The sequence below is a fragment of the Neobacillus sp. PS2-9 genome (genome assembly GCF_030915525.1).
In the GTDB taxonomy this organism is placed as follows: Bacteria; Bacillota; Bacilli; order Bacillales; family Cytobacillaceae; genus Neobacillus.
Genome location: NZ_CP133269.1, coordinates 795,594 through 819,799, shown reverse-complemented (window position 1 = coordinate 819,799; position 24,206 = coordinate 795,594). Strand labels below are relative to the sequence as shown.

At 41.5% G+C, this 24,206-nt stretch carries 22 protein-coding genes; 6 read left to right on the top strand and 16 right to left on the bottom strand.

Annotation, left to right across the window (positions count from 1 at the left end; all coding sequences use genetic code 11):
* Positions 1–7 precede the first annotated feature (7 nt).
* The 5 genes from RCG25_RS04095 to RCG25_RS04075 all read right to left on the bottom strand — a co-directional run bounded on the left by RCG25_RS04095 (position 8) and on the right by RCG25_RS04075 (position 5,125).
* A complete protein-coding gene (locus RCG25_RS04095) occupies positions 8–988 on the bottom strand; it encodes an ABC transporter permease (protein WP_308082417.1) in 981 nt (326 codons plus the stop codon).
* The gene (locus RCG25_RS04090) at positions 981–2,477 is read right to left on the bottom strand and encodes a sugar ABC transporter ATP-binding protein (RefSeq protein ID WP_308082416.1); all 1,497 of its coding nucleotides are present in this window, start codon (positions 2,475–2,477) and stop codon (positions 981–983) included. The genes RCG25_RS04095 and RCG25_RS04090 overlap by 8 nt, the downstream gene beginning before the upstream one ends.
* Before the next feature lie 34 nt (positions 2,478–2,511).
* The gene (gene rbsD, locus RCG25_RS04085; RefSeq protein ID WP_308082415.1) at positions 2,512–2,910 is read right to left on the bottom strand and encodes a D-ribose pyranase; all 399 of its coding nucleotides are present in this window, start codon (positions 2,908–2,910) and stop codon (positions 2,512–2,514) included.
* A gap of 35 nt (positions 2,911–2,945) precedes the next feature.
* Positions 2,946–3,965: a LacI family DNA-binding transcriptional regulator gene (locus RCG25_RS04080; RefSeq protein ID WP_308082414.1), complete on the bottom strand. Its 1,020-nt coding sequence runs from the start codon at positions 3,963–3,965 to the stop codon at positions 2,946–2,948.
* Positions 3,966–4,201: 236 nt separating this feature from the next.
* Positions 4,202–5,125 (bottom strand): serine hydrolase domain-containing protein, encoded by a 924-nt coding sequence (locus RCG25_RS04075; protein ID WP_308082413.1) that lies wholly within the window; start codon positions 5,123–5,125, stop codon positions 4,202–4,204.
* Positions 5,126–5,256: 131 nt separating this feature from the next.
* On the opposite strand from RCG25_RS04075, the gene RCG25_RS04070 reads away from it, so the two are divergent.
* A complete protein-coding gene (locus tag RCG25_RS04070) occupies positions 5,257–5,817 on the top strand; it encodes a glycerol-3-phosphate acyltransferase (RefSeq protein WP_308082412.1) in 561 nt (186 codons plus the stop codon).
* 979 nt (positions 5,818–6,796) lie between these two features.
* Positions 6,797–7,105 (top strand): hypothetical protein, encoded by a 309-nt coding sequence (locus RCG25_RS04065; RefSeq protein WP_308082411.1) that lies wholly within the window; start codon positions 6,797–6,799, stop codon positions 7,103–7,105.
* A 67-nt stretch (positions 7,106–7,172) separates the two neighbouring features.
* On the opposite strand, the gene RCG25_RS04060 is transcribed toward RCG25_RS04065, so the two are convergent.
* Positions 7,173–7,613 (bottom strand): ferritin-like domain-containing protein, encoded by a 441-nt coding sequence (locus tag RCG25_RS04060; RefSeq protein ID WP_308082410.1) that lies wholly within the window; start codon positions 7,611–7,613, stop codon positions 7,173–7,175.
* Between the two features lie 406 nt (positions 7,614–8,019).
* Here RCG25_RS04060 and RCG25_RS04055 point away from each other — a divergent pair, with 406 nt between their 5' ends.
* The gene (locus RCG25_RS04055; RefSeq protein ID WP_308082409.1) at positions 8,020–9,816 is read left to right on the top strand and encodes an N-acetylmuramoyl-L-alanine amidase; all 1,797 of its coding nucleotides are present in this window, start codon (positions 8,020–8,022) and stop codon (positions 9,814–9,816) included.
* A 100-nt stretch (positions 9,817–9,916) separates the two neighbouring features.
* On the opposite strand, the gene RCG25_RS04050 is transcribed toward RCG25_RS04055, so the two are convergent.
* From RCG25_RS04050 to RCG25_RS04040, 3 genes are all read right to left on the bottom strand, one after another.
* A complete protein-coding gene (locus RCG25_RS04050; protein ID WP_308082408.1) occupies positions 9,917–11,257 on the bottom strand; it encodes a sensor histidine kinase in 1,341 nt (446 codons plus the stop codon).
* Positions 11,258–11,935, bottom strand: coding sequence for a response regulator transcription factor (locus RCG25_RS04045; protein WP_308082407.1), 678 nt, complete (start codon positions 11,933–11,935; stop codon positions 11,258–11,260).
* A gap of 72 nt (positions 11,936–12,007) precedes the next feature.
* Positions 12,008–12,514, bottom strand: coding sequence for a hypothetical protein (locus RCG25_RS04040; protein ID WP_308082406.1), 507 nt, complete (start codon positions 12,512–12,514; stop codon positions 12,008–12,010).
* Positions 12,515–12,773: 259 nt separating this feature from the next.
* Here RCG25_RS04040 and RCG25_RS04035 point away from each other — a divergent pair, with 259 nt between their 5' ends.
* The 3 genes from RCG25_RS04035 to RCG25_RS04025 all read left to right on the top strand — a co-directional run bounded on the left by RCG25_RS04035 (position 12,774) and on the right by RCG25_RS04025 (position 16,543).
* Positions 12,774–13,343 (top strand): sigma-70 family RNA polymerase sigma factor, encoded by a 570-nt coding sequence (locus RCG25_RS04035; protein ID WP_308082405.1) that lies wholly within the window; start codon positions 12,774–12,776, stop codon positions 13,341–13,343.
* Positions 13,333–14,391, top strand: coding sequence for a DUF4030 domain-containing protein (locus RCG25_RS04030; RefSeq protein WP_308082404.1), 1,059 nt, complete (start codon positions 13,333–13,335; stop codon positions 14,389–14,391). Before RCG25_RS04035 ends, RCG25_RS04030 begins: the two co-directional genes overlap by 11 nt.
* A gap of 118 nt (positions 14,392–14,509) precedes the next feature.
* Positions 14,510–16,543, top strand: a complete 2,034-nt coding sequence (locus RCG25_RS04025; protein ID WP_308082403.1) for a molybdopterin-containing oxidoreductase family protein — start codon at positions 14,510–14,512, stop codon at positions 16,541–16,543.
* 474 nt (positions 16,544–17,017) lie between these two features.
* On the opposite strand, the gene RCG25_RS04020 is transcribed toward RCG25_RS04025, so the two are convergent.
* The 7 genes from RCG25_RS04020 to RCG25_RS03990 form a co-directional block, all read right to left on the bottom strand.
* Positions 17,018–18,409, bottom strand: a complete 1,392-nt coding sequence (locus RCG25_RS04020; protein WP_308082402.1) for an APC family permease — start codon at positions 18,407–18,409, stop codon at positions 17,018–17,020.
* Between the two features lie 15 nt (positions 18,410–18,424).
* The gene (locus tag RCG25_RS04015; protein ID WP_308082401.1) at positions 18,425–19,330 is read right to left on the bottom strand and encodes an acetamidase/formamidase family protein; all 906 of its coding nucleotides are present in this window, start codon (positions 19,328–19,330) and stop codon (positions 18,425–18,427) included.
* Between the two features lie 81 nt (positions 19,331–19,411).
* Entirely contained in the window at positions 19,412–20,737 is a 1,326-nt protein-coding gene (locus tag RCG25_RS04010) for a hypothetical protein (protein ID WP_308082400.1), read from the bottom strand.
* A 47-nt stretch (positions 20,738–20,784) separates the two neighbouring features.
* Entirely contained in the window at positions 20,785–21,486 is a 702-nt protein-coding gene (locus tag RCG25_RS04005; RefSeq protein ID WP_308082399.1) for a response regulator transcription factor, read from the bottom strand.
* Positions 21,487–22,218, bottom strand: a complete 732-nt coding sequence (locus RCG25_RS04000; RefSeq protein ID WP_308082398.1) for a sensor histidine kinase — start codon at positions 22,216–22,218, stop codon at positions 21,487–21,489.
* Between the two features lie 342 nt (positions 22,219–22,560).
* Positions 22,561–23,298, bottom strand: a complete 738-nt coding sequence (locus RCG25_RS03995; protein WP_308082397.1) for a hypothetical protein — start codon at positions 23,296–23,298, stop codon at positions 22,561–22,563.
* Between the two features lie 56 nt (positions 23,299–23,354).
* Complete coding sequence (locus RCG25_RS03990; protein ID WP_308082396.1) at positions 23,355–24,188, bottom strand: YitT family protein; 834 nt, start codon at positions 24,186–24,188, stop codon at positions 23,355–23,357.
* Positions 24,189–24,206: the final 18 nt, after the last annotated feature.

Genomic DNA, 24,206 nt, shown 5'->3' with positions numbered 1-24,206 from the left:
CAATGTTTTATTTTTTAATTTTTGAAAACTTACTATCTACTAATACAGCAATTAGAATGACAAGACCTTTAGCAATACTTTGATAGAATGGAGAAACGTTCATTAAGTTAAGAACATTATCAAGGACCCCCATAATTAAAGCCCCGATAAGCGTCCCCGTAACTCCACCTTTTCCCCCTGCTAAACTAGTCCCCCCAATAATAACGGCCGCGATAGCATCCAACTCAATTCCTGTACCCGCAGTTGGCTGAGCTGACATTAATCGTGAGGTATAAATAATCGCGGATAAAGCTGAAAGCAAACCTGAAATTCCAAAAACAGCTATTTTAATGGCTCTCACATTAATACCTGCAAGAATAGCCGTTTCTTCATTTCCACCGATGGCAAAGATGTATCGGCCAAAACTGGTGTATTTTAACATCCAATACATGAATCCAAAAACAACAAACATAATGATAATCGGAATAGGTACTCCAAAGAAACGACCGCTCCCAATATAACGGTATGCTTCATTACTTACTACTAATGGATAACCCTTCGTATAAACAAGCGTCATCCCTCGTGCAATAACCATGATTGCCAAAGTGGCAATAAAGGAAGGGACACCGAATCTTGCTGTAATAAACCCATTAAATAGTCCGAATAGTAATCCTACGCCAAGTGCAGCAAGCAGTGCTAGTGCCAGCGGCCAACCAGCGGTCAATGCTCCAGCTAAAATGGCTCCAGAAAAGGCCATTACAGCCCCAACCGAAAGATCAATACCTGCAATTAAAATGACGAGCGTCATCCCGCTTGCAATGATGGCAATAATGGATACCTGACGAAGCACATTCATCACGTTGCTCATTGTAAAGAAAACATCTGACAATGCCCCTGCAATCCCACACAATATAATAAAAATCAATAATACACGGTACTTTTCAATGAGCGAAAGCCAGTTAAAGGCTTCCTTTTGCACCTCTTGCTTAACAGGTGTCGTATTAGACATTCGTCACACCCCCTGATGCGTAATAAAAGATTTTTTCCTGAGTCGCTTCTTGCTGACTGAGTTCAGCTGTTATTCTTCCTTCATTCATAACCAAAATTCGATTGCTAAGACCAAGCAGTTCCGGCATTTCAGAAGAGATCATGATTATGGAAATCCCATCTTCTGTAAGCCTTTTCATAATTTGATAAATTTCAGCTTTTGCACCAACATCAATACCCCTTGTTGGTTCATTTAAGATCAACACTTTAGGATTCATCTGTAGCCATTTTCCAAGGACCACTTTCTGTTGATTTCCTCCACTTAGCGTCCTGACTTCTACGCTCGGATCATGGACCTTAATTTTCAAATCCTTGACCCATCGGTTTACAATCTCATCTTTCATTTTCTTCTTGGAAACACCAAACCGTGAAATCCTCCGATAAGTCGGTAAAAGAAGATTTTCATAGACTGATAACCCTAAGACTAAGCCTTCCTGCTTACGATCATCTGTTACAAGAGCAATACCTGCATCTATGGCTCCCCTTGGGCTATTTACTGTCTTCGAATCTACTTTTACGGAACCGCTCATATTGTTGTATAAGCCAAATATCGCTTTTGAAAGTTCCGTCCTACCAGAACCCATTAATCCAGCAATGCCAAGAATTTCTCCTTTTTTCACGGAAAAATTAATGTTATGCAGCATGTCCGGAACCGAGACATCTTTTACCTCAAGTAAAACATCATTAGCAGGAATACCCTTCTCTGGATACAAGTCAGTCAGTTCACGGCCCACCATCATTGTAACCATATCATCTTTTGTAACGTCTTTTACCTGGGCACTCCCAATGTATCTTCCATCTCTTAATACAGCGATCGAATCAGCAACCGCTTGTACTTCTTCCAAGCGATGGGTAATAAAGATCACTCCCATTCCCTGTTGCTTTAAGTCCTTCATAATGGCTAAAAGTTTACTAGTTTCTTCATCATTTAAAGCAGCAGTCGGCTCATCCATGATAATGATTTTAGAATTAAACGAAAGGGCCTTGGCAATTTCTACTAATTGCTGTTCTGCCACAGATAGGTCGATGATTAGATCATCAGGTGAAACACGTGTTAACCCTACCCGGTCTAACCAATTTCGAGTTTCCTCTCTAACCTGTTTCCGGTGAATGATCCCTTTTGTTTTGCGAGGCTCTCGTCCAATGAAAATATTTTCGGCTACACTCATATGCGGAATCAAATTAAATTCTTGATAGATAATACTGATTCCAAGACTTTGAGAGTGTTTGGGTCCCTCTATCGTTACGGGTTCTCCATTTATATAGATCTGCCCATTACTAGGCTGATGAACTCCTGCAAGCACCTTCATTAACGTGGACTTGCCAGCCCCATTTTCGCCAAGTAAGGCAAGGATCTCTGACTGATTTACATGAATAGATACATGATCAAGAGCTTTCACTCCAGGAAACTCCTTCGATATTTCCCTCATTTCAAGTAACGTTGTACTCATTCATTTTTCCCCCTTTGAACGAGTTACCAATTTTTCAGTAAACAACACCTGCTACTAAAATAACATTGGCATACCCAGTAAACTCACCAGTTCGAATTAATCCTCTTGCTTGTTTAGTTTGTTGTTTAAACTCCAAATGTGGAACGTATTCAATAGGAATGTTTTCAAATCGACTTACAATTTGACCATGCATTTCTGGACTGACAGTTTTAACTTCCTCTGCTAGAATGACCTTCTCCACCTCAAGCTCTGTTAAAACCGTATCCAGCGTTTCTAGAAATCCAGGTACTCCTTCCTTGAGTGCCAAATCAATTCGGTGTGTCACATTTTCAGGAATAGGTAAACCAGCATCTGTCACGACAACATAGTCTGTATGACCCGTTTCAGAGATTAATTGATTAATTCTTGGATTTAAAATTCCGCCTTTTTTCATCGTATGTCTCTCTCCTTTTGGTAAAATGTAAACGTTTAGATTTTTATTTTTACTTGGCAGGATTCTCGTATTTTTAATTCAGGTGATAAAAGATACTCTCTCTTTGGAAGATCACCCTTCACATTCATTCGTTCGTAAAGTAATTGGACAGCAATTTCGCCAATCGTCATCATCGGTCTAGATACTACGGATAATCTCGGCTTGATAAATGTAGCAATTTCCACATCATCAAATCCGATGAAGGATACCTCTTCTCCTAATTTCCAATCTAAATCTATTAAGCCTTTTATACACCCAATTGTCATAAGATTGTTTGATGAAAAAATAGCAGTGGGTCTATTCTCTGAATCGTACAGTTCATGTGCAGCCGAATAGCCGCTGCCTTCCATAAAATCTCCTTGAATAACTAAGCTTTCATCAAAAGGTATATTATATTCCTCGAGTGCTTTTTTATAGCCTAAAAACCGTTCAAGCCCAGGTGTTGTTTGCTGTGGACCACAAATAATAGCGATTCTTCTATGCCCTTGTAAAATGAGGTGCTGAACTGCCTGATAAGACCCATTCACATTGTCAACCAGTACTGTATCAACATCAAATTTCTTGATGGCCCTGTCAACAGCTACGATGGGGATACCTTGGTCCTGTAAAAGTTTAATATGATCGCCCGTCTCATTGGCCGTTGTAATAATGACTCCATCTACACCGCGTTCAATAAAGATCTTCACGATCTCTTCTTCTACAATAGGCGATTCATTTGTACTACTTAGAATGGTGTAGTACCCTAGCTCTCTTGCCTTTTGTTCAATGCCAGAAACAACAAGCGGAAAAAATGGATTTTTAATATCTGGCACAATAATGCCAATGGTATGTGTTTCTTTACTTTTCATACTTCTTGCTACAGCGCTGCGAATGTAACCAAGTTCATTGATAGCGTTTACAATTCGATCTTCAGTAACTTTTCGAACGCCACCCTGGTTATTGATTACCCTCGAAACCGTAGCAATTGAAACCTTCGCAAGCTTTGCAACATCTTCAATTGTTGGTTTGTACTCCATTTTATGTAACTCCTAAAATGTAAACGTTTAGATTTATGTTTTAAAAAATAATAGACTTAAAAGTTTTAGTCTATTGGTTATGTTTTCTTCAAATGTAAACGTTTAGATTTTTTATAGTTTGATAATATCACCGTCTAGCATGAAAATGCAAGAGTGCTTTTTAAATATTTTTAAAATTTTTAAAACATAAACATCTTTCTTATAATATTAAGCTATGAATGGTTCTATCTAGTTTTCTATTCCACATTTAAAATACACTTTTTAAAGTAAAGTAACGGTTTAAATGTATCGTTGTACAGGTCACAAGTAAATGTAACGATAAGTTGATTTTCAGGGGCGACAATAATGTACTGCCCTCCATATCCCATGGCAAAATAGACCAGTGGCTGTGCTGGCTGATGATCATCATAGGTTAGGATCCACCAATGATAGCCATAAGAGCCAATTTTATTATAGGTATGAAAACGCGGAATCGTAGACTCCATCACCCAATCCTTTGAAACAACCTTATGCCCGTTCCACGTTCCTTCCTGTAGCATCAACTTCCCTATTTTCAGCATATCTTCTGCCTTTAATGACAACCCAAATCCGCCAATTACTATCCCTTTCGCATCTGAATACCATGTATAGTCATATATCCCCATTGGCTTAAATAGGTAGGCATCTGCATATTCTGATAAAGACTTACCTGCAGCTTTTTGTAGAATGGCACTTAACAAATGGGAGCAGCCTGAATTATAGTGCATATTTTCTCCTGGAGCCTCAACCATGGGTCTTTCTAGGATAAACCGAACCCAATCTCGCGAATTAATCATAGGCATCGGTCTCCCACCCCAGCTCGAAAACTCAGGCCAATCAAAGCCGGGTGTCATTGTAAGCAGATGCTCGAGAGTCAACTGCTTTTGCCAGTCTGTAAGATTCGGGAAAAAGTCAGCTATTGGCTGGTGAACTCCCTTTATATCCCCACGGTCAATAGCAATTCCCACTAAAATAGAGAGTACACTCTTCGTAACAGAGTTTACTTTATGCTGTTTGTCCTTCATTTTATTATTTTTATAGTATTCGAAAACTAAAGAATTCTCATGTTGGATGAGACATGACGTGATTTTATCCTTTTTTATCTTTTTCTCTAATTCAGTTAAAATATCATTTGAAATCACTAGATTTTCACCTCAAAATATAAGGAACGAGCTCATGCTTTTTTATTACCTCATAAAATAATTCTATCTATGTCCTTTAAGACCTCCATCTTTTTTAATTTTTCCACCTATAAACTTATGGGAGTGAGCCAATGATTTATCTTTATCTTGTAATTTCCTATTTAATCGGCTGCGTCATGTTCGGATATCTGATCACAAAGATGTTTTATCATAAGGATATCAGGCAACTTGGTAGCGGAAATGTTGGGGCAAGGAATGCTGGACGGATTCATGGGAAAAAGGCATTCGTTCTCATCTTTTTAGGTGATGCCTTAAAGGGCGTTATGGTCATTTGGCTCGCTCACTTTTTAGATTTTCCCGCACCCGTTCAGCTTCTAGGGTTAGGAATGGCCATTATCGGGCATGTCAAACCTGTCACGTTGAAATTTAAGGGAGGAAAAGGAATCTCCACCTTTATTGGGGGTATGATTATGTTTGAACCACTTCTAATTCCCGTAATAATCATTGGATTCCTTGTCCTTTATCCTTTTACCAAAAGCTTTACTTTTGCAGGATTGGGGGCATTTCTGCTTATTCCTGTATTTCTAGTGGTCAATCAGGTTGATTGGGTTAGTTGTGTTATTGTAGGGTGTCTCCTGATAATTATTCTATTGGCGCATTCTGGGAATATTAAAGAGAGACTGATTAAATAAGGGCAGGTTACTGGGAACATGCTTTTATCTTCGTTTTACTTAAATGTTCTCTCTTTCCTGCTACCACTTCGGGCACGTGTAGACCGCTTCTACATTACCCTTTTCTCTTTTTTCTACGAGCCCGAATTATCTGGTGTAGAAAGGTTTTGGTCGCATAGACGGACGGGTTCTACGAGACCGAATTGTCTTGTGGAGAAGGGGTTTGGTCGCATAGATGGGTTCTATGCTACCGAACTTCCTGATGGAGATGGGGGTTAGTCGCATAGACGGGTTTTATGCTACCGAACTTCCTGAAGGAGATGAGTTTTGGTCGCATAGACGGGTTCTATGCTACCGATCTGCCTGATGGAGATGAGTTTTGGTCGCATAGACGGGTTCTATGCTACCGATCTGCCTGATGGAGATGAGTTTTGGTCGCATAGACGGGTTCTATGCTACCGATCTGCCTGATGGAGATGAGTTTTGGTCGCATAGACGGGTCCTATCCGCCGAACTTCCTGATGGAGATGGGGTTTGGTCGCATAGACGGGTTTTATGCTACCGAACTTCCTGAAGGAGATGAGTTTTGGTCGCATAGACGGGTTCTATGCTACCGATCTGCCTGATGGAGATGAGTTTTGGGCTCATAGACGGGTTCTATGCTACCGAACTGTCTGTTGGAGATGGGGTTTGGTCGCATAGACGGGTTCTACGAGACCGAATTGTCTGGTCTAGAAAGGTTTTGGTCGCATAGACGGGTTCTATGCTACCGATCTGCCTGATGGAGATGAGTTTTGGGCTCATAGACGGGTTCTATACGACCGATCTGCCTGATGGAGAAGGGGTTAGGGCACGTAGAATGCCGACACCTTCCAACAATAAATTGACACCAGATATATATTGCAATCAAGTTACGATTCCCTAAATAATGTATAAAAAGTCCTAGGCGGTAATATTTATTTGTATATGGCGGATTGTTTTTTGACTACATCTGGGGGGGATGCTTCTGAAGGCGATTAGAATCATACAATGGTTGATTGGGATTTTCCTTTTCGTGTATGGGGTGTATCTAATTTTTGGTGTACAGGAATTCTTTGGTACGTTAGCCATCATTGCCGCGTTTTTAATCTTCCCTAGCCTTGAAAAAAAGGACCAAACTGCTGCAGCAGCCTCTAAAAGTTATAGCAACGACCCTTATCACGCCTCTGCCTTTAACAGTATTGATTCCGACGAATCCGATGATAACGATAATGGAAACTCTGACAATGACAACGATGGGGACTATGGTGGAGACTCAAATGACGATTAACCGATCGCCTCAAAAAAACAGGGCTGGACCCGTGAGAGTATCCTCCAGAGTCAGCCCTGTTTTTTTCTTATTTATTTTTTGTAAAATAATACAGGAACCACACCGCATGATTTTGCTCGTCTGCTGCCGCTCTACGGAATATTTCCTTAATATATGGATCCGTGGTTTCATCGGCTATCGAAAGATAAAAATCAACTGCCTCTTGCTCATCTACTAACGCAAACTCCAGACCCTTTACATACGTATTTGGACACTCCTCCGTGATTTTTGGCTGAGGCTGCCTTCCCGTAAGACTCGTATAGATCCTAACGAATTGATGATAATGCTTTTTCTCATCTTCACGTATTTCAAGAATTTGTTTTCGCTGCTTTTCCTTTGTTGCCATTTTAGCAATTTTTTCATAACAATGAATCGCACTATATTCCCCATTTATCGCTTTTTCAAGATCCTGAATCAACTTATTTTGTTGTCTACTTAGCGCATCAGAGTAATTTGAATAAGGATACATAGCTCTCCCCCTCCTATTTCCTACCTATCCCTATCTTACTAATGACTTGGTCATCGGGTGCCTGCCCAAGTCGGATAATTTTTAAAAGGCATGTTTCGTGGTTATTCAACAAATTCCCCACCTAATCAACTGTTTTATTAAATGGCCCCAACACCGTACAGATTATGCGTTTTCAAAACTAAGGAATAAAAAAGATTGTCGATTTGCGCTTCACAATCTTAAAAATACAGTTTAATATAAAATTAACAAATTTAGGATAGACTCGTAGTTTTTGGTAAGTAACTACACAAGACCTCTAGAGCAAAAGGAGTGTGAGAAATCTAGTAGAGGCAGAAATACAGCTCTGTAACTCGAGACTGTAGCGACTCTTTAGAGTGACACTTAGCACAGAAAGGGAATTTTAGCGTTGAAGAAAAAAATTTTACTCTTATCAATTTTTGTATTATTACTCATGAACTTGGGGATAGGTTTTACTCCGTCCTATGCAGCGACTACAGGCTGGAAGCTGGAAAACGGAAAGTGGTATTATTATCAAAATGATGCTCCTGTAAAAGGATGGATTTTCATAAGAGAAAAATGGTATTACCTTGATGCCAAAGGGATTATGAAGACCGGGTGGCTCCTTGACAAAGGAAAATGGTATTACCTACAGGCAGATGGTTCAATGAAAACGGGCTGGGTGAACATCAATAATAAATGGTACTTCCTTCAAACAGATGGTGCGATGAAAACCGGGTGGCTGTTACTAGGGACAGATTGGTATTACTTAAATTCAAGCGGCGAGCGAACGAGCGGCCTTCTTTCCATTAATTCCAAGCTATACTATTTGAACAATGATGGTGTTATGCTTGCAAACAAATGGCAGGAAGTGAATGGTAAGAAGTACTACTTTAAGAACGATGGGTCTGCTGCAACCAATGTAACCGAAATCGCTGGAAAAAAGTACCTTTTTACCACAGATGGAACTCTAGCCTTCGGGTGGAGATTCGTAAATGGAAAATGGTATTTTTCAAACACAGAAGGACTTGTTCAAGCCGGCTGGATTATCGACAAGGACAAGAAATACTTCTTAGATCAGAATGGAGTAATGTTAACAGGTTGGGTTGAGGAGCAAGGGAAGAAATACTATTTTAATAGTAGTGGTGCGTTAACCACAGGAATGACCACACTGGCTAGTAAAACTTACTATTTTAATAACGAGGGAGTTCTGAACACTGCAGGCTGGGTTATGTCAGGTGCCAAGAAATATTACGCAGATAATGCTGGTGTTCTAAAAAAAGGCTGGCTCTTTTTGAATAACACCTGGTACTATTTAGCGAGTGATTTTTCCATGAGCACAGGCTGGGTGCGTGATGGCGGCAAATGGTACTATCTTAATGATCAAGGCCAAATGCAGACAGGCTGGGTATTGGATAGCAATAAGAAGTATTATCTAAATGGCAGTGGGGCTATGCAAACAGGCTGGCTCAAATTAGATGGAAAGAAGTTCTACCTAAACCAGACAGGAGCCATGGTAACCGGTTGGTTCCAAGATAAAGGGCTTTGGTACTATTTTGATGCTAACGGTATCATGCAAACAGGATGGATTACCGTGAATAGTGAAAAATTCTTTTTAGATTCAAACGGTGTCTGGGTCCCGATTACAAATGATTTAAATGGGAAAACAATTGTCATTGATCCCGGACATGGTGGATATGATAGCGGTGCTAATACTGACGGAGTATATGAAAAAAATATTAATTTACAAGTAAGCTTGAAATTTGCGGATGCACTAAGAAGTCATGGTGCAACAGTGTATATGACAAGAAGTAAGGATGAATTTATTTCATTAGATAATAGAGTGATATACTCCAACTCTATTAAACCGGACGCCTTTATTAGTATTCATGTCAATTCATCTGTCAGCACAAGCGCATCGGGGATAGAATCGTATTATAATTCTGTTGACGGTGTTATGCCTGAGGAAAGTAAACAGTTGGCAACTTTCCTGCAAAACGAACTAATTAAGATAACAGGTGCTGTCACTAGGGGAATTAAGGACGAAAGCTTCCGTGTAATTAGGGATAATGAAGCACCAGCTGTCTTAGTGGAAATTGGCTTCGTCTCTAATCCGACGGAACGAGCCAACCTGACAAGCGACACCTACCAGAACAAATTGGTCACTGGGTTAATCAATGGCGTATTGAAGTTTTTCAATCTGTAAGTAAATTGGACAAGCATTGGGGACGTCCATGACTGGTGCCTGATAACACAGATGATACCAAAAAGAAGATACCTCGCCGGTATGGCACGGTATCTTCTTTTTATTTGTTTGTATTTAGGTTTTCCTTCAAGCTAATTTGGAACACCGCTCCTCCCTGCCCCCGATTAAACGCAGTAATTGATCCGCCGTGTCCCTCAATGATGGCCTTGGTTATAGCAAGGCCCATTCCTGAGCCACCTTCATCACCGCTATAAAAACGTTGGAACACCTTCATCTCTTCTCCGGGTGCAAATCCCTTTCCATCGTCCGCCACCTCCACCAAGACAGCAGTTCCATCCTCTGACACTTCGGACATGACGGAAACAGTAGATTTCGCAAATCGGATCGCATTCCCTAATAAATTGATAAACGCCCTTTTCATCTTTTCGCCATCCACCAAGACCGGTTCCACCACTCCACTTTCTACACCAATCTCAATCCCGCGTTGCTCAGCCAGTGCCCTAACACTCTCCACAGCCTCCCCAACAATCACATCTAGTGACTCCCGCCTAAACACAAAGCTCTCCTCGACACTCTCCAGCTTCGCTAAATATGTGATACCTTCGACAATCCGTTTCAAGCGCTGGCTTTCGGCAATGATGACATTGAGACTGGCAGTCACGTCTTCACCAGTCACCACTCCATCCAAAATCCCCTCTGCATTTCCCTGAATCGCCATTAACGGAGTTTTTAACTCATGGGAAGCATTCTGAAAAAAGATTTTTTGATCAGCATCATACTGCTTCAACCTTCGAGACAACGCATTAAAGCTGGCGGCTAATTCCCCCACTTCATCCTTTGACTCCAGCTTAATTTCCTGGTCCAAACCTTTGAGCGAAAAATGCTTCATATGCTCTGTCAATCTTCGAATCGGTCGCGTTAAGTTCTTTTTAAAAAAGACACCCAGACCAACGGCAATTAAAGCTGAAATAACTAAACTAATTAACTGTGACCTTCGCATAAGACGATTAATTTCTTTTATTTCGACAAGTCTTTGGACCAGAGTGACATATCCTTTTGTTTTCCCATTTTTAGACGAAATCTTTACGGTCTCGGAGATAAACCTTCTATCCGGATCCTTCCTAAATTCAACGAGGGCCGCAGCCTTTAAATCCGTATAAACAATTACCTGATTCTTGTTCCAAATAATTAATTCCGAAGAAAGCAACCGTTCCGACAGCGCCAGGGCCTTGCGATTCACCAGCTGTTCTTTAACCGTTAGACTTGATAGAACCGTCTTCCCTAGTAATTGACTCACCACACTGGCTTCCTTATGCAACTGCTGCTTGGTTTCATGAATTAAATAACGCTGGGCAATGAAATGAAAAGTTAGGCTAGTAATCAAAAAAATACTAATAATTAATAGAAAATATGTGAATAAGAGCTTTGCGCCAATTCTCATTTAATCATCCACCCTGTATCCATAACCCCAAATCGTTGAGAGTTCAACCGAAGATTCGTGCTGCTCTAGCTTTTTACGAACGCGCTTCACGAGATCATCAATCAGCCGACCATCCCCGGTATATTCATACCCCCAAATAAACTCGAGTAGTTCTTCCCTCGTGAACGGCTTTCCTTTATTCCGGGCTAGAAAAATAAATAAATCATATTCTTTGGTTGTTAATTTGATTTCAAGTCCCTCTTTTTCTATGTATCTTCGCTCAAAATCAATCATTAAATCGCGGATTGTCAGCATTTGCGGTTTACTTACAGTTGTTTTTTCCATCCGTTTAAATATATTTTTAATACGAACCATCAGTTCTCTTGGACTAAACGGCTTTGTTAAATAATCATCGCCACCAAGCTCTAGCCCTAGAATACGGTCAAACTCCCCGTCCCGGGCCGACACAAAAATAATCGGAATTTCACTCGATTTGCGAATCTCTTTACAAAGCTCGAGCCCATCCATATGAGGAAGCATGATATCAACCACCAACAAATCCGGTTTTAAGCGCAGCATCTCCTGATAGACATTCACCCCATCTGAAAAAAGGGTGACTTTGTAGCCTTCGCTTTCCATGTATTTTTGCAAAATATCGCGGATATTCTTTTCATCATCTATCACAAAAATATGCTTCATCAGTGCTTCACCTCGTCCCTATTATATAGTAAAAAAGAGATAGCATTCTAACACTATCTCTTTCGAACGATACTATTTTAAACTGTCAATCATTTGATTAAGAAGCGACAACTGCTCTTTCATCTTGTCGTTGACTTGTTTCTGAACCTCAATGACCTTGTCGAACTGTTCAGTGGCATCGCCCGCTTTTACCGCCTCCTGCAGTTCCTTCCTCTCATCCTTGCCCTTTGTTAGAAGGGCTTTCAATTCGCCATTTCTTGTTTTCAACTGCTTTTTACTTTCCTTTACCTGCTTCAGAGCCTCTTTATTTCCACTCTTTTTTGCTGTTAAAAATAAATCAACTAACTGGTCCTTTTTCTCGACCATTTGTTTTTTCAGGTCTAACCGCTCTTCACGCAGTTGGTTGACCTGATGGATTTTCTCCTGGTATTTACTTAATTTATCGAACTTTTTCCCGTTATGTTCTTTTGCCACGACGGTTTGAGGGTTATCAGCCGCATATGCACTCTGAATTTGATATGTCCCGCCTAACAGCAACAGGGCGCCAATTCCAACAGCTAATCCTTTTTTCAGCTTCATCTTTATCTCTCCTTCGCTTGTCTTACTTACCCTCTCAGTATAGCCAACGGGTTAGGCAGAACTTCGGAATAAATGTGTGAAAAGTGTGTGAAAAAAATCAGCCTCTTCCCGCGGAAAGCGAAGCTTCTTGAGCGGAAATCAACAGACATTTCAACAAAAATCAAACAAGAAGAAATGGTACTATTAAACTTAACAGGAATTTTTCCGGAACCTAAACCACTTCGCTTCGTCTAAGTTTGTAGGAAAGGGGGATATCGAAGTGTATGTTATAAAAAGAAAAGAACATTCGACACCTAATGAAATTAGCTATTTATCCAAGGATGATCAACTTGCCTGGTTAATGGATGAATATGGAGATATGGTCGTTCGACTTGCGTTTACATATGTCAAAAATAAAGAATTGGCTGAGGATATTTCACAGGAGGTATTTATCAGCTGCTATAACCACCTAGACGATTTCCAAAACCGGTCGACCTATAAAACCTGGCTATACCGAATCACTGCCAATAAATGCAAGGACGTATTGAAAAGTTGGTCCTTTAGAAACCTTCAATACAAAGACTTTTTACAAATGATTTTAAAAAGTGGGGCACCTACAGCAGATATGAAAATGATTGAGAGTGAAGAGAAAGAGTTGATTTTTCAACAGGTGCTCTCTCTCCCAATCAAATTGAGAGAAGTGATTACCCTTTATTACTATGAGGAATGTACCGTCGATGAGATTGCCAAGCTTTTAAATCTCAATACCAATACAGTAAAAACCAGGCTTCATCGCGGAAGAAATTCATTAAAAACATCATTAAAGGGGAGCAATATTTATGAAAAATAATGTGAAATACCCTAAAGCTGTATTGGATGAACTACAATTTAAGAACGAACATAAGCAAAATGTTTTAAATAAAATTAAGCAGCAAAACGGCGAACCCCGATTGGTAACAAAAAAGAGAGCTTCGAGGAAAGTGCTCTTTTCAGGCATTACCGCTGCCGCTGTTTTTGTCATCTTAATTGGGTCTGCCAATTTGTCACTCGGTGCAGCCAAAGTAGCAGCGAAGATCCCTTACTTCCATTTGTTTATCCAGCAAGAAGAATATAAACATGCCGCGGCAGAAGTGATTGGTGATGTCGCCAATGACAAAGGGTACCAGCTTGGCTCCTTTGAATTATCCATACCTGATAAAAAAGTAAAATTGGGACTGCGGTACTCGAAGAGTGATTACAACAATATTAAGAGCCATGTGGAGAAAAATGTGAATAACGCGTTAATCGCCAATAATTTTGGCAGCTTTGATATAATCACCAAGCGTGAAAGAGTCATCGTTCCTGAAAAAGAAGATCCAAAAGTAGAGAAGTATCAAAAGGAAAGTGAAGCTCTTCAGCAGCAAATTATCGACTATCTTGAAAAAAATCATTACCAGATGCCCTTCCCAGTTGAGGCTAGAATCAATCAGTTTGAGAGATTTGTATATGTAGCTATTCCAAAAACAGAAACAAGAACCGAAGAACTGAAACAGTTCCTCGACACCACAACCGCTTTGTATGGCGGCAAGTTTAAGTATCGAATCAGCAAAATCAATATGACGGCGCGCGAACAAGAATTACGATGGGGGAAAAATAACATCATTAGTATTCTTGTAGGTGGTCTTATGGCGAACAAAGAGTTTAAAGTGAGTGGTTTTTCTTATTCCTTCCACCCGCTTCCACTGCAAATTACGATTAAGACATCGGTCGAATCATCTGACGGCGATGCGAAGGATCTCGCGAAACGAATTGAAGATGAGATCAACAGCTTCATTCAAACAGATGACTTAACCAAAGAAGTCCGGAACGACCCATACGAAATTACCATTTTGAGTAAAGATAAAAAGAAAATCAATTAAGACAAAGGGGGCTAGACTTGGGGTCAGGCCCCTTTTGACATGGGGACAGACCCCCTCTGACATATTTTCTGATAAGATAGAAGGTAAGATTACATTTGTTTAAGGGAGGGTTTGGTCTATGCAGCAAGATGGAGTGTTCCGCTCTGTTTGCTCCCTCGATTGCCCTGATCAATGTGGGCTGCTCTTACATAAGAGGGATGGAAAAATTGTGAAGGTTGAAGGCGATCCGGAGCATCCAGTGACGAGAGGGCATATTTGCAACAAGGTTCGCCATATGACTGAACGAATTTATGACGAAAAGCGATTAAACTATCCACTCAAGCGAGTCGGAGCCAAAGGTGAAGGGAAGTTTGAGCGGGTCAGCTGGGATGAAGCCATCCGTACGATTACAACCCGTTGGAAGGATCTGATTACATCCGATGGTCCGGAGAGCATCCTTCCCTACAGTTTTTATGGAAACATGGGACGGCTTACCGCAGAGGGTATGGACCGCCGCTTCTTCAACAAATTGGGTGCTTCCCAGTTAGACCGGACGATTTGTTCCTCTGCCGGCTCTGTTGGCTACAGCTATACCATGGGCAGCAGCGTAGGAATCGATCCTGAGGACACCATCGAATCCAAACTCATCCTCTTTTGGGGGATTAATGCGGCTAGCACTAACATGCATCAGGTAGCCCTGGCCCAAAAGGCACGGAAGCAAAATGGAGCCAAAATTATTGTGATTGATGTCCACAAAAATCAAACGGGTAGATTAGCAGATTGGTTTATTCCGATTTTACCAGGGACGGACAGCGCTCTTGCCCTTGGTGTGATGCATATTTTGTTTGCAGAAAACCTAGTGGATCACGACTTTTTACAGACCTATACGATTGGACATGAAGAGCTGCGCGAGCATGTCAGCCAATACGATCCCGACACTGTTTCCACCATCACGGGTGTACCGGCAGAAGATATTTTCAAGCTTGCCCGCTTGTACGGAAAAACCTCTCCTTCTTTTATCCGGATCGGGAATGGACCGCAGCATCACGATAACGGCGGCATGTTCGTCCGTACGGTTTCCTGCTTACCTGCCCTCACCGGCCAATGGCTAGTAAAAGGCGGCGGTGCGATTAAAGGAAATTCTGCCTATCTCTCATTCAATACAAATGGTTTGCAACGGCCGGACCTTTTGAAAAAGAAAGCGACAAGATCAATTAATATGAACCAGATTGGTGAGGCGTTATTGAAACTGGATCCGCCTATTCGTTCCTTGTACGTGTATGGTTCGAATCCTGCTGTTGTTGCGCCTTCCAGTAGGAAAGTTCGGGAAGGTCTTGGACGTGAGGACTTATTTCTCGTGGTTCATGATTTATTTTTAACAGAAACGGCCATGCATGCGGACCTTGTTTTACCAGCGACCTCCTCCTTTGAGAATACGGACTTTTATACCTCCTACTGGCACCATTACATTCAACTTCAGCAACCTGTAATCGAGCCATATGGAGAGTCAAAATCAAATTTGGAAGTCTTCCGATTGCTGGCAAAAGAGATGGGCTTGGCTGAGCCTGCCTTAGAAGAGACGGAGGCCGAGATGATTGCTACAGCCCTTGATTATCCGCGGAACACAGGACTCAAGGGAATCAATTATGATGCCCTCGTCAAGCATTCATACATGAAGGCAACTGTGAAACCGATGTTTCCTGGAAGACTTGCGACACCTAGCGGGAAAATAGAGTTATATTCTGAGAGAATGCGTGAGGCCGGGCACCCACCTTTGCCAACATACGTACCATTGATAGATGACGGGGACCATCCTTTTCAATTTGTTCCAGGACCTAATCACAATTTCTTAAACTCTACTTTTTCTAATAATGTTAAACACGTCACACTGGAAAAAGAACCACGTGTGCATATCAATCAAAAGGATGCCCTTCCGTTAGGAATTAGGGATGGCGACCAAGTTCGTGTCTGGAACGATCTCGGGGAGTGTGTGCTAAAGGCTTCTGTTGGAGAAAGTATTCTTCCCGGGGTCGTGGTTACCCAAGGACTTTGGGCCGACCGAGATGGAACAAAACAGCTGGTCAACCAACTCACACCCGACCGCATCGCAGACATGGGAGGCGGAGCTACCTTTTTTTCAGGAAGAGTGAGCTTGGAGAGAATTCACAAATAAATAAAGGAAGGTAGCTTTTAAGAATAGTAAAGGGTTCCGTTCTTAAAATACCTGCCGAAATGACAGTCGGCAGTCGTTATTGGTATATAAAAAAGTAAAATAAGCGGAGATTTTCCGGTTAAATTTAAAATCATTCTCGTTTCGGTGTAAATAAGCAGAGATTTTCCGCTTATGCTAAGTAAAATCTCCCCATTTTCACATTTTTCGAGTCAATAGGCGGAATTTCTCCGTCTATTTAAGCTTTTTTTTATAATAATTACTAAATAAGCGGAATTTTTCCGTCTATTTATCAGATCGGGTGCTTAACCTCATCCCCCAATCGATAAGAGTTAATAAAATTTCGTAGATACCTTGATAAAAAAAGAAAAAGACGTATGCCAATTCATACGTCAATTCTTGTGTCTTTTAATAAGATAACACCGGTAAACGGAACCCTTTATAAAAATAGCTGCCTACCTTTTCATAAAATGATACCTATTCCACATTCAAAGTAGAATCCTTTTTCGCGAGCTTCAAGTAAATCATATAGATAATTCCGATTGCCATCCAGACGAAGCCAAGCTTCTTCGAGGTTGGATCAAGGTTGAACCACACGTATCCGATAATAACAAAGCCAATCAACGGGAACACAAGGTGATTCAAGTAATCTTTACTTTTTTGCTTACGGACAAAATAATTAATAACCGACAAATGCAAGAATAAGAAAGCAGTCAAGGCACCAAAATTCACAAGTGAAGTAAGACTATTAATCTGTGACGCAAATCCAATCGTCACCACAAGAGAAATGGTAGCAACAAGAAACGTACTAACATACGGTGTTTGATACTTCGGATGAACCTTCGAAAGAATCTTCGGCAGCTTTTTATCGCGAGCCATACTGTATAAAATACGAGAAATTGCAGCTTGGGCCACCAATGCATCGGCAATTCCCCAAGCAAGGGCTGTGGCTAAAATCGTTGTCCATTTTAACCATGGACCTCCGGCAATTTCAGCAATTTGATAGAACGCAACATCGGCATTTTCAAATGAAGCATAATCCGGCCAAATTAATGCGGCCACCCATGTCTGGATGATGAACAATACTCCCACCACTAACAACGAGAAAATAATGGCACGGCCAACGACTTTCTTGCCGCCCTTTGTTTCCTCTGCTAACGTCGAAATCGCGTCAAATCCAAGGAAGCTTAACACCGCAATGGAAACAGCCCCCATAACGGCACTCATGCTGAAATGCTCTTTATCATATAATGGCTTAAAATTAAATTCTGCTCCATTTACTCCTTTTGTAATCGCGATAATGGCAGCAACGACAAAAACCACAAGGACAATTAATTCAAGCGCCACAATAACTTTGTTGGCTTTAGCTGTAAATTCGATCCCGAAAAAGTTAATCACTGTGTTAATCCCAATAAACGCAACCAACCAAATCCAAATCGGAATTTCTGGTGCCATGTCATGTAAGGCTGCGGCACTGACTAAATATAACAAAGCGGGTATTAAAATATAATCCAATAAAATAACCCATCCTGCAAAAAAGCCCACGTGCTCGTTGATTCCGCGCTGCGCATAGGAATAAACTGAGCCAGCAATCGGAAACGCCTCAGACATCCTTGCATAACTTAACGCAGAAAATATCATTCCGACCATTCCTACCAAATAGGCAAGGGCGACCATTCCGTTAGATCCCTGGGCAACATACCCATAAATTCCGAACGGAGCAATCGGCACCATGAATACAAGACCATAAATGAGCAAATCCCAAAAGGTTAATGCACGTTTTAATTCCTGTTTATAACCGAATTGTTCTACATTTGTCTGTCCACCTTGTGCATTTGACTGTTGTTTTGTTGGTACGACTGGTTCCATATTCTTTTTCCCTCCCTATCCGAAAAGCTTCACATCGTAAGCTTCGAGAATGGATTTTGGTACGACAAATCTTGCAGTTAGAAGTGGGTCAACAATTTGCGAAACCTGAACCTCTCCTGCAGCACTGAAAAGCATCGTCAGTTCAGCCAGCGTCAAGTCGGTATGCGGAAGCAGGGTATCAACAAAAATTTCCACAGCTGATTTTGCCGCTTCATCAAGCGTCCCCTTGGATACAATGACTGCAGTACCTTCTTCATTTTCAAGAAACGGGAACGGAATGGATTTCCCCTTCAACACTTCTAAAGTAACCGTTACTTTCCCAGGAATCTCAATGCCCGATACGCCGATTTCTCCATCACCCATTGCGGCATGTAAATCTCCAAGGCCAAACAACGCACCCTCTTGGAATACAGGAAAATAAAGTGTCGCTCCCGTTGTAATTAACTTGGTATCCATATTGCCGCCATGTGCACCCGGTGTCCCACATGGAACGGGTTCCCCTTCAGGTGCAACCCCAATCACACCGATCATTGGATTTAATGGCAGCTTTACTCGCTCATTAAACACCGCTTTTCCATCAACAATCGGAACCATCTTGACGGTGAACTCATCAATTCGGTGCCCCATAACGCCCAGTCCCGGTCCGGTAGCTAGTACGCCGCTATCACCAAGCTCAATGTTGTCTATTCTAACTTTTAAAACGTCCCCAGGTTGTGCTCCTTCTACAAAAATCGCTCCCGTGGCTGGATTAATTTGATTCCAATCAATCGCATTAAATTCCGTCTCCGTTGATTGAATTTGGTCCTGAAAGCAATCAAAAGTTTCAACTACCACCTGTGCCCCAGACGGTACACGTAATCCGACCTTGTTCTCTTTACTAAAAGCATAGAAATACTGTTGTTTTTCCAGCGTTTGTACCATATGCTCGCCTCCCTTTTTTCTCATTATATCGGAGGGGTGGACGGCTGTTTTGCAGTTTCTTGATGATATTTTGCAGTATTTTTACATTGTTCTAACTTTTCTGATAAATAGGAAAAATAATACAGCACTTGATATCCCTAAATTCACACTAACCCCGGTAAGGATTTCACTGGTAAAAGAAATCCAAAGACCCAATCCGTTGGAAGCGATAAGCACAAGGGAAAGCTCCCAACCCCAGCGTACACGGTAACCAAGAAGCAGCCATAGAGGTAAACAGATCGAGACAAACAAATGAATATAAAAAATAAATACCGTCGTAAAGTCCACGGCGAAGGACGCTCCATAGAACAATAGGCAAAGGAAAAGGCTCGATGCATAACCCTTATACGCTCCTTGCTCTTCTTTAAAAAGGGGAATCAGCAAGCCCGTCAAATGGTGAAGTGATACCCCAAGACTTAAAGCTAAGCAGGATAAAACACTTACCGCCAGGACATATAAAAGAGGGGTAGAAAAAGCATGACCCATCGTATTCAGAAGCCCGTTTATTCCATTCCCGCCACCACGGGACATTAAATAAACGACTATAACGGACACAGCCACTGGCATACTGCTCCAGCATATCGCTGTTAGTCCAATTGTCGCTTTTAATCTCGTAGGCTTTACTGCTAATAGATCACTAGATAAGAGATAATAAACAAGTAAATGTCCTGCAGTGAATACCATAAATAAAAGGGCAGCAACCACTAGTTCTCCCTCATCCCAACTAGCTCCTGGCAGCCGGACAAGTTTTTCATGGATCGAGGCAACGCCATGGTAGAGGATGGTTGCAACCGGCAGAATAGTAATTCCGGTAAAAAAGCCAAACAAAAGCCAGCGCCCCATTTTCTGAACCCCGCCAGCCCCGCCCATGCCTGAAAAAACAAAAACAAAAAAGAACAGAATGCTACTCGTCCATATCGGCTGGATTGAAAAAACCGTCTTCATAAACGAGTTAGCTAGGGCTGTACTAAGAAGAAGTCCTTCACTACCCGCAAGAAACAGCAACACATAGACCGCCGCTCTTCCTCTTTCTGGCATTCGCTCCCGTAACAATGCTCCTATATGTTGAAAAGCCGAAAAGTTGTCGTTCATCTGGCTGACTTTTCTGCTGAACCAAAGCAGGACAGCCACCCCTGCTATAGAAAGTACCAGTCCCGCCAAGTATCCGCGACTTACAGTTAAGTAAACAGGTATAAAAACATAGGTCCCGGTTAGAAACCGAAAAAGCATTGAAACAGTCCCCGTCGATACTTGATTTTTTCCTGAGAGCCTTACATAGGTAACTGCATCCTTGTGACCGGCAAATTCCCCCATATGGAAAATCAAGAGGACGATCGCTAAAAATAGAATGACATACCAATCAATCATTGGTTTTTCTCCTTAACTAATTGGCTCCACGCCTGAGCAAGGGAAGCTCATCCCCGTTTTTCCTTGTACATACTCGGCGTCATGCCCTCTACTTTTTTAAAAATATTGCTAAAATGATGCTGGCTTGAGAATCCGGTAGCTTCGGCAATTCTGCTCATACTCCAGTCCGCTTTACTTATGATTAGCTTTTTTGCCTGGTGGATTCGGTATGTTAAGAGATACTCCTGAAAGGTCGAGCCGATTTCCTCTGAGAATAAATGGCTCAGGTAGGAGGCACTCACCGGTATTTCATCTGCAATCTCCTGAAGACTTAATTTTCCAGAAAAATGGAGTTCGATTTTCTTGATCACATATTGAACATGTGCAGATTTTGCTACTGCATGTTTATTGACCTCAAGGTACTTTTCAATTACCGCTAATAATTCCTGTTCAATAACAGGCTTCACCAGGTAATCCATGACTTCTGCTTGAATGGCCCTTTTGGCATAGGAAAAATCCTGATGTGCAGAAACAATGACAATCTCAATGCCACTTTGTTTTTCCTTTAATCGCTTGGACAGAGTCAAACCGTCCTCCCCTGGCATCCGAATATCAATAAAGGCCAGATGAATGCTTTCCTGCTCCGTTATTTTCCATGCAGATACGCTATCCTCTGCTGAAAAGATATTCCATAATGGATATTTACGGTGGATGAGAAAGCGTAGCTGTTCAATTTCCAAGTATTCATCATCAACAAGTAGGATGTTCATTCAATCATCTCCAGGTAAGTATGGCCAATAGGCATGGGCTAATGTCCGCCCATCCTTCGTTTCTGATAAACGAATCGTCGACGGCAGATCGAAAATGAGTTGAAACCTTTTTTCAATATTATGTAGCCCTGTTCCCTTCCAGTAAGCAGGCTCAAGTATTCGGTCAGGACCGTTATCAAACACTTTTAAGGACACCCAATTCCCTTCCCGCTCAAACACAATCGTCAATTGCTTGTCCCCCGCCTTTTTCTCAAGTCCATGCTTGAAGGCATTTTCCACAAGTGTTTGCAGGGTGTATGGAGGAATCTTACTGTCAAGCAACGTTGAATTTATCTCGTAGGTAACGGTTAACCGTTGTCCGAAACGCAACTGTTGGACAGCTAAATAGTTTTTCGTGTGGTCTAACTCCGTTGAAAAAGGAACAAGCACTTCATGATCCTGATACCGGTAGCGCAGAAACAGCGAAAACTGTTCAAGTCCTTCTGTCATATCTTGATGTCGGCCAATTCTACTTAAAGATAAAAATGCATTTAAGGCATTAAATAAGAAGTGTGGCTGAATCCGCTCTGACAATTGCCGGTACTCACTCTCCTTCAGCTCTTTTTCCAGTCGGACCTTAATATTCTCTAGTTCTAGGACATCCAGCTCCTGGTCGAGCAATCCCAGCATCACTAAAACGACGAACCCGACGATGGGCATTAACACACCAAGAAACATCACCAGTACAAACACAAGCACCACCACACATAAATGTTATCTGAATATTATTGTAAATGAAAAAACGAGCCAGGTCACCACTTAGAAAATATTAGCTGGCTCCTAATTTTAAAAATAAATGCTATGTTAAAGCATTATGTTGATTTAACACACCTGTTGATTGGAGCGGAAGGCACGAAGACTCCTGCGGGAGTAGCGGTCTCGGGAGACCCCGCAGGAGGAACGACGAGGAGGCTCCCGGAACGCCCGCGGAAAGCGAAGTGCCTGGAGCGGAAATCAACAGACAAGTTAAAAAAATCCTGAGGTCAGTCAAGGACTTCCTTGATGGACGCTCAGGATTTTAGTTTACTGCCCATATTATTTTTGCAACTCTTGTTCTAACGCATCGATTTCAACTAAGTTCCATGACGTGATGATTCCGAGAGGCTTCTCCGTTGCTATCCCATTTTCTGTAATAATGACAGCTTCTAGCTTCTTTTGGGCTAAAAAGGCATCTTCGAAAACTTCTTCTACCTCATAAATATCTATCTCTTTTTTTACAAAGACAACTTCATGCTTTTTTTCATGAACAAAAAGGTCATGAACACGAACGTCTTCAATGGAGATACCTGAAAGTGGCTGTTTGGATAACCAACGAATAATCCCTTCCGAAGTAAGCAACCATTTAAACGCGCCAGTTGAGTCGTAAATCGGAAACATCGTGTATGATAGCCTGTCTACAACTTTCATAATATCCTTTAACGGTGTCTCTTCTTTGTAATAGAGCACCGGCGAACTGGCAATAGATAAAACAGATCGTGGTTTTTCAAATTGCTCAGCAATCATTTCAATGTGCGACACTACGTCCACATTTGGCTCTGCAATATAATAGCGTTCCTTTATTTTTTCATGGACAAGGGCATTACGAAGCTTTGCATATTGATAGAGATCATGCCGATGGGTCCGAATAATGGCATAGGAATTTCCGCTGTCCAATAATACTTTAAAACTATCACTTCTTGCGTTACGAACTAGTTTCATAAGGCATTTATGTATCCGATTAAAAGCTGTCTCAAATCTTTCAGCCAATGGGGTTGCAGTATGAATATCTTGCACTTCTATTCTCTCCCAATCATAATTACTCTTTAATTTCTTTCATTCTTCCAAATATACTAACCCGCTTTGTAGCCCTTGCCCATCATTTCGTGGACGTTGTGGATGGTGACGTAAGCGTTTTGGTCGATGTCGCGGATGATGCTTTTTAGCTGGACGATTTCTTGTTTGTTAATAACGATGTAGAGGACTTCTTTGTTTTGCCCGGAGTAGCCGCCGCGACCGTCTAGCACAGTTAAGCCCCGTGACATTTTACCCGTAATATTCTCCAAAACGAGTTCTGGTGAATTGGAGATAATTAATACAGCCACCCGTTCATCCAATCCCTCAACAATGAAATCAATCGCTTTCGCCCCAATATACACGATTAGTAACGTGTACATCGACTTCTCAAGACCAATAATAAATACCGAACACGCTACTACAATGATATCAATAATGAGCATCGCCTTCCCAATGCTCCAACCTAGCAGCTGGTTTGCCAATCTTGCTAAAATGGTGGAACCCCCTGAGGTTCCCCCAGCGCGGAAAATCAAGCCCAGACCGACACCGACCAATAACCCCGCAAACACGGAAGCCAAAAAGGTATCCTTAGTCAGTTGCCTTCCTAAATCCTCCGTCAGAAACAACAAACTGGAGCAGGCGCCAATTGTAAATAAGGTATAGAACATGGTTCTTTTATCAAAAAACTTATAACCGATTGCTAACAGGACAATATTTAAAACAAAGTTCACCACACCCGGCGACCAATCAAATAAATAGTGGGCAATAATTGTGATCCCTAAGATTCCACCTTCAGACAACCGATTCGGAATGGTGAAAAAGTTGACCCCTATGGCAAAAATAAGTGCGCCGACTAAAATAAGCAGAATATCTTTCCATGTTTTTCTCATATAATTGCCACCCTTAAA